The sequence below is a fragment of the Corallincola holothuriorum genome (assembly GCF_003336225.1).
Taxonomy (GTDB): Bacteria; Pseudomonadota; Gammaproteobacteria; order Enterobacterales; family Neiellaceae; genus Corallincola; species Corallincola holothuriorum.
Genome location: NZ_QPID01000020.1, coordinates 1 through 5,764, shown reverse-complemented (window position 1 = coordinate 5,764; position 5,764 = coordinate 1). Strand labels below are relative to the sequence as shown.

At 45.7% G+C, this 5,764-nt stretch carries 9 protein-coding genes; 6 read left to right on the top strand and 3 right to left on the bottom strand.

Annotation, left to right across the window (positions count from 1 at the left end; translation table 11 throughout):
- Positions 1–143 precede the first annotated feature (143 nt).
- The 6 genes from DU002_RS19135 to DU002_RS19405 all read left to right on the top strand — a co-directional run bounded on the left by DU002_RS19135 (position 144) and on the right by DU002_RS19405 (position 3,935).
- Complete coding sequence (locus tag DU002_RS19135; protein ID WP_147271905.1) at positions 144–539, top strand: hypothetical protein; 396 nt, start codon at positions 144–146, stop codon at positions 537–539.
- 26 nt (positions 540–565) lie between these two features.
- Entirely contained in the window at positions 566–1,021 is a 456-nt protein-coding gene (locus tag DU002_RS19130) for a hypothetical protein (protein ID WP_147271904.1), read from the top strand.
- A gap of 806 nt (positions 1,022–1,827) precedes the next feature.
- Positions 1,828–2,661 (top strand): helix-turn-helix domain-containing protein, encoded by an 834-nt coding sequence (locus tag DU002_RS19120; protein ID WP_114340058.1) that lies wholly within the window; start codon positions 1,828–1,830, stop codon positions 2,659–2,661.
- Between the two features lie 176 nt (positions 2,662–2,837).
- Positions 2,838–3,182, top strand: coding sequence for a GNAT family N-acetyltransferase (locus DU002_RS19115; RefSeq protein ID WP_325048499.1), 345 nt, complete (start codon positions 2,838–2,840; stop codon positions 3,180–3,182).
- 76 nt (positions 3,183–3,258) lie between these two features.
- Positions 3,259–3,684, top strand: coding sequence for an N-acetyltransferase (locus DU002_RS19110; RefSeq protein WP_114340056.1), 426 nt, complete (start codon positions 3,259–3,261; stop codon positions 3,682–3,684).
- A gap of 80 nt (positions 3,685–3,764) precedes the next feature.
- On the top strand, positions 3,765–3,935 hold the full coding sequence (locus DU002_RS19405) for a hypothetical protein (protein ID WP_158538164.1): 171 nt from the start codon (positions 3,765–3,767) through the stop codon (positions 3,933–3,935).
- Between the two features lie 346 nt (positions 3,936–4,281).
- Here the strand turns inward: DU002_RS19405 and DU002_RS19105 are convergent, their stop codons facing one another.
- From DU002_RS19105 to DU002_RS19100, 3 genes are all read right to left on the bottom strand, one after another.
- Positions 4,282–4,944 carry a helix-turn-helix domain-containing protein gene (locus DU002_RS19105; protein WP_114340055.1) on the bottom strand — a complete coding sequence of 221 codons (663 nt, stop codon included), beginning with the start codon at positions 4,942–4,944 and terminating at the stop codon, positions 4,282–4,284.
- A gap of 44 nt (positions 4,945–4,988) precedes the next feature.
- Complete coding sequence (locus DU002_RS19455) at positions 4,989–5,135, bottom strand: hypothetical protein (protein WP_199405286.1); 147 nt, start codon at positions 5,133–5,135, stop codon at positions 4,989–4,991.
- A 174-nt stretch (positions 5,136–5,309) separates the two neighbouring features.
- A complete protein-coding gene (locus tag DU002_RS19100) occupies positions 5,310–5,606 on the bottom strand; it encodes a hypothetical protein (protein WP_114340054.1) in 297 nt (98 codons plus the stop codon).
- Positions 5,607–5,764 lie beyond the last annotated feature (158 nt).

The window sequence follows — 5,764 nt, the reverse complement described above, 5'->3', positions numbered from 1 at the left end:
AAAGTATGCTACTGTAATTCATGCTGACCTCCAGCTTGTATTGTTGACACATACATTATGGCTCTGGCTTTTAGCTAACCCACGAAGGCGGAGGTCAGCACCTTTTGTGGGAGTCATATTGTCTATATGCATTAGGGGTTTTTGTGACCAAGTTTGAGTCAATAACTAAAGCAGCCGAGACGCTTGAAAAAAGAGTTGATGGAATGGAAGGACATCTTGGTGTTTTAGATGCTGTCCTGACTTTGTATGGTGATTACGGCACAACTCTTTCAGCTATGTCACTTCTGGTACCAACTATTACCTTTGAAGGTGGTGTGCCTTTTGCTCGCTTTCCGGGAGCTGCAGATACTCTTCCAATAGACTGTTTTCATGTTGACCTTATTCATCATTCTACAGCGGCAAGTGGTAATTCGGCTACGTATGCAGCAATAGGTGCTCTCTTGGCAGAAAGCTGGTCATCAATATTGATGAAATCGGGTTTCGCTGGTCATTTCGTTTATGATGCGGTGCAAGGCTATGACGTTGTGTATCGCATATAACAAGGCCGTTATGGGCGCTTCGCGCCTTGGGACTGCAAAACCACTGCGCGGCAAGCCGCATGTCGCCGCCCCAAATTTTGGCGTTAGGCATACATATGATTCGAGTTGCTGTTTTCTTATTAGCGTTGCTGATTAGTTCGGCATCATATTCCTGTACTGTCCCAATTTATGGTGAAGAGTACGATGCACTTATTGAGCTAACAGAGACCCAAGATAGGCATTCCTACCAAATTCGCGTTCCGGCAAAGGTAGGCGGATCTAAGTTGGTTGAAGCATTTCTCGCCTATACCAAGTTGCCCAAAGGTGAATTTATGGTTGGTGAGTTCTTTACTAAGATCCGCTTGAGGAAAAGTAGCGGGGATTATGTGAGTGCAGTATTTGATGTTCCTGAAAAGGAAGGCTACGCACCATATGTTCAAGTACGGTGGCCCGGTGAAGTCTGTGCAACAGTCGCTTTTTCAGAATTCCCGCACAGCGATTGAATGCCTAACAAACAAATTAACCAAAGCACTCGTCGTTACGCTCCTCGGGGACAAAGGCCACAACGCTGCAAGCCGCTGCCCTTTGCATGTGGTCGCGGCGTTATTGCTTGAGGACAGTTTCATGACGTAACCGGATAGAAAGCATGCGCGAGATGCCATGCTTGAAGCTGTTGAAAATCAAATATCTGCCAATGAACTCCCTAAAGTTAAGCAAACCCTCGACAGGCTGATGTCCATAGGAATCAGGTGAAAAGAGTCACTCAAGTACATAGCATGCGCTTTGTCAGTGGAGATTTTTGGTGCGTTGAAGCATGGTGAAGAGTTTAACCCTCAACGTTACGACCAAAACTTAGACTCTTTGCCTGAACTGCCATGGGATGACGAATAGTTAACGTAACAAGCCGTTGAAACTAGCGCTTCTTTAGTCTCCGTCACGACCGCAATTGGCACCGCTGCGACATTCAGTTTCCGTTGAGTATACTTTTGCTCTGCTTGATAGTCAGATTTGAGTGGATTGCGGTCATTGGTTCTAACTCGGGGTTGGACAAAAATGAGCTAGGTGACTAATGTCTGAGTCTGGCACTCTGGCGACAAATAAGCGAGGTGCCGCTGCTCAACAAGCGCCTAATAACACTGAATGAGCAGAACTTATCCGATAGCTGCCACCGGGGGCTACTGTAGAGTTGATTTCCCGATTTCACACCCGAAAAGGCTGCCCATAGTTGATATGGCCGAAGTATTAATGTCTCACCTTTCCTTTGAGTTAATATTGTGAATTTTACTGTCTACCCTAGTAACCGTTGCAAATGAGTATCTGGATTAACAGCCCAAGAAACCCCAAGGTCGCTGATTATGTGGAAAGCTACTGGTTTATAGCTAGTCCGCATAGCCGTCCAGGCTGCCAGTACCCCAAGCTAAACCCTCATCCCAATGCGCATTTGATCTTAGCGCCTGACGACCAGCCCTATTACTATGAGCGCAGCGCCCGAACCATACAGGGGGCTGGAAGCCACTGGTTGTTTCCTCATAGTCAGACATTAACGCTGGATCATACTCACGCCTTTCAGATGGTTGGCATAAAATTCCATATTGGCGCCACATATGCTCTAAATATGGAGCCAACCCAGCCGGTATTGGATCAAGTGATCGGGGTTGATGTGCCTAGTTTACTTCACGATGCGAAAGTCAGTGTGCCAGCACTTTTAGCCAGTGCAGCCCGTAACAGGGAAATGTGCTGCGACAGGCTCGATAACCTCCTGCTACCCTGGCTATCCCAAAGCCATCAGGATAAACACAGCTTACTTGTCCGCAAAACATTGCCGTTGTTACCTGATACGCCGGTTTCGCAAATTGGCGAATTATTACACTGCTCACAGCGAACTGTAGAGCGCAGCTTTTCGCGTGTAACTGGGCTAACGCTCAAACAATCCCAGTCGATAATAAAGCTGGAAGCCATGCTTGAATACCTGTGTCAGTTGGAGAGCCAGGACATTGACTGGGTTGCGATCGCCCAACAGTTTGCTTTTAGTGATCAGTCCCACCTCATCCGTTATCTGAAAAAAGAACTGGGTACGACACCAGGGGAATATGCTCGGCGACGCGACTTTACGGTTGATATCTATGGTGACTTCGACATCTGATAAAAACTGTCGTTTTTGTTCAATCACTTTCTATTTCTGCCCCTTACTATGCCCTCCCAGACACAGATAATACGAGTAGCAAAACCTTGAAAACAGAGATCAGGCACTATCGGGAACAGGACATAAGCGAAATACTGGATATATTTGAAGCCGCATCTAGGGTTGGGCACCCATTTGTGAGTGAGGAGTTTATCCAGCAAGAGCGCCACAATGTTGAGCAGCTGTACTTGCCGAATGCAGATACTTGGGTGGTACTGGCAGATGGCAATGTTGCTGGTTTCATCTCCCTGATCGGCAATGAAGTCGGCGGCCTGTTTGTTGATCCTAAGTTTCATGGTCATGGCTTGGGCAGAGCCCTGATGGAAAAGGCACAAGCGCTACATGGCGATTTGTTGGTTCAGGTATTTAAGGAAAACTCAGTAGGCCGCTATTTTTACCACCGCTACGGTTTTCAACTCGTTGAGGAAACGATCTTTGAGCAGACTGGCGACGCCTTACTCAAACTAGCGTTTAGCGCATAGCAAGGAAGAGCAGGGGGCAGAATGGCCAGCGTTTGCGATGGTAGGTTTTGAATTTCAGCTGAACTAGAGAGATAAAATGATTCGAAAATACAATGAACAAGACTTAGAAGCGGTGCTGGATATTTGGCTGAAAGCATCGGTCAAAGCGCATGATTTTGTAGATGCTGAATTTTGGCAATCACAGGTAGAAAACATGCGTAATATCTATATACCGGCCTCAGAAACTTACGTTTTTGAGCGCGATTCTGAAGTTGTCGGGTTTTATGCCTTACATGAAAATATGCTGGCAGCAATCTTCATTGAACCTGAGTTGCAGGGGCGAGGTATTGGCAAAATGCTAATTGCTCACGCAAAAGCACAACGGTCTCAGCTAACTTTGTCCGTCTACAAAGAGAACGTTTCAAGCTACCAGTTCTATCTATCTCAGGGGTTTGCCGTGTTGAGCGAACAAACTGATGAACATACTGGGCACCCAGAGTACATAATGGGCTCAGCAACCTAATAAATCCCTCAATAGGCGTTCTGCCAACGACGGTTGTTGCCTGTTTGGAGCTGCCAGTCCTTTGTCGGTTGAACGGGTGAATGACTCCTGATGGCACTGCCCTGCCGCTGGTAAGACATAGCGTGGTGACCCTGCGGAGCGAATGGGTGTTATTCGCTGTAACTCACTATTGGACAGAAACAAGTTGGGGGATGGGGGTACGCCTCAATAAACGGCGCAGCATTGCTAGTTCCGGTGCCGTAGGCGCGTAGTTAATTGACTTGTTATAGCGCAATACACGAAATTTACGCTATGGAACGTGCCACTGACTGATTAGTCCACAGTTAGAAGTGATAAAAAATACCCAAGCGGTTATTGCTAACGGCTTGGGTATTAGCCCACCCTTTCCCTTTATACAGCACTACGGTTCAGCTAATAAGTCACCCGTTCGCCTATCCCCATTCGGGGCAATAATACTGCACACCTAAATGTGTTTGATTCACGCCATGATAGCGAATTGGCTAATCATGGGGTTAACCCGAAGGTATTCAAACTATAAACGCGGTCGTACCGCACTTGGGGCGTTAAGGCGCCCTTAACCTATGGGGTGATACAAACCTACCAAACTGCCGGGTATTCCACAACACCCTCCACATGGTAGCCATGGTTCAGCAGTGCCTTACGGATTAAATAGGGTAGCGTATTAGCATCACTTGGGTATTTTCTAAGCTGTTCTTTGCAGTAAATTTCAACAAAATCAATCAGTTCGACTGCACTCATTTGATCGCCGATAATTGAACTCCAAATGGCATCTTCTTGGCTGCATTCAAGTTCTTCGTTTGAATCCCCGAAGGTAAGTCGATTTTGTTGAATTACCCTGAACTTACCCTTGCCTTGATCATGTATGACCAGCTTGTACACTGGGATTTTCTTTATAAGTTTACAGTTCTTCCGCCTTGGGTCAGAAAAACTTTGTGATAGGATGACCTTCCCTTCCACTTTGTGGAAAGTTGGTTTCAAAGTTTCAGGATCAAGTTTCCAATACACACGGAAGGAATTACGTCTTAGTTTATGCCCATAGATTTCAAGTAGCGGCATCAATGTACTTTCAACAGCTTTCTTTGCCCCTTTTTTCCAACTACTTACGACTGATTGGTGGACGCGGCACTTTTCAGCAATCTCGACTTGTGTCCACCCGTCATTCAGTGCCAAATTAATCAGTTGCTGGGTTTGCTTGAATGGTTTCTTTTTGGCATTTTTGCCTTTCGGTTTCGTTTCCATGCACTTCCAGTTGAGTAAAGGGCGGGTAACCCCGCCCGACCAGCTTATTTACCTTTACCACGATAGGCAGGATTGTTTGGGTTCAATTGTGCACCGCGGTTACCCTGATTTTGCGAATACGTTTTATTTGTACCAGCAGTACGTTTGTTGGCGTTACTAATATTTGAATTGTGGTTGTTTTGCTTCGACATGATTATCACCCTTTGGTTAGTTAATTTCAGGGACTATGCTATCGAAACTGTAAATTATGCAAATTGATAGTTTGATGATAAAAGCTGATATTTCATGATATTTGCAGAAAATCAGCCTAGCCCAACGCCCGTCCCAGCCATGCGAAGCATGGCGTTTACAGTCGCTTGTTATATTTATGAATCTGGGTACAACTCGTTATAAATTTCTAAAGCCTGTTTCTTTGTTGATAAAACAAGATAGTAAATACAGACTTCAGCCAGTATAAAAACCAAAGAGTACCAAGTGCCGAACAAATTACGGAAGGCTGTCAAAGCATCAATTGTGGGCTGATTGCTCAACGCAGAACCAACTACAGCACTTATAGGAAGGATAAGTATCGCGACTAGAAAGGCTGTCATTAAACTAGTGCTCAGCTTCATAAGGTATTCTGCATGAACTTCCTTGGCCTTCCTTGAATGTTTCATTTCCATACTTCGCTCCGTGTTTAAATATAACGCCTACAACTAGCGAATCCCCTCATAATCCCTAGGAAATTCATAAAAGTAGACGCGCACCCCGTGGTTTGATCTAATTAATTTCGCCAAAAACAAATCCTATCTCACCCTGCACGGAGGCAGTCGGGATGCGC

Coding starts and splice junctions, on each gene's coding strand:
- DU002_RS19110 (WP_114340056.1), top strand. CDS start 3,259: ATGATTCGAAAATACAATGAACAAGACTTAGAAGCGGTGCTGGATATT.
- DU002_RS19105 (WP_114340055.1), bottom strand. CDS start 4,944: ATGGAAACGAAACCGAAAGGCAAAAATGCCAAAAAGAAACCATTCAAG.
- DU002_RS19100 (WP_114340054.1), bottom strand. CDS start 5,606: ATGGAAATGAAACATTCAAGGAAGGCCAAGGAAGTTCATGCAGAATAC.
- DU002_RS19120 (WP_114340058.1), top strand. CDS start 1,828: ATGAGTATCTGGATTAACAGCCCAAGAAACCCCAAGGTCGCTGATTAT.
- DU002_RS19405 (WP_158538164.1), top strand. CDS start 3,765: ATGACTCCTGATGGCACTGCCCTGCCGCTGGTAAGACATAGCGTGGTG.
- DU002_RS19455 (WP_199405286.1), bottom strand. CDS start 5,135: ATGTCGAAGCAAAACAACCACAATTCAAATATTAGTAACGCCAACAAA.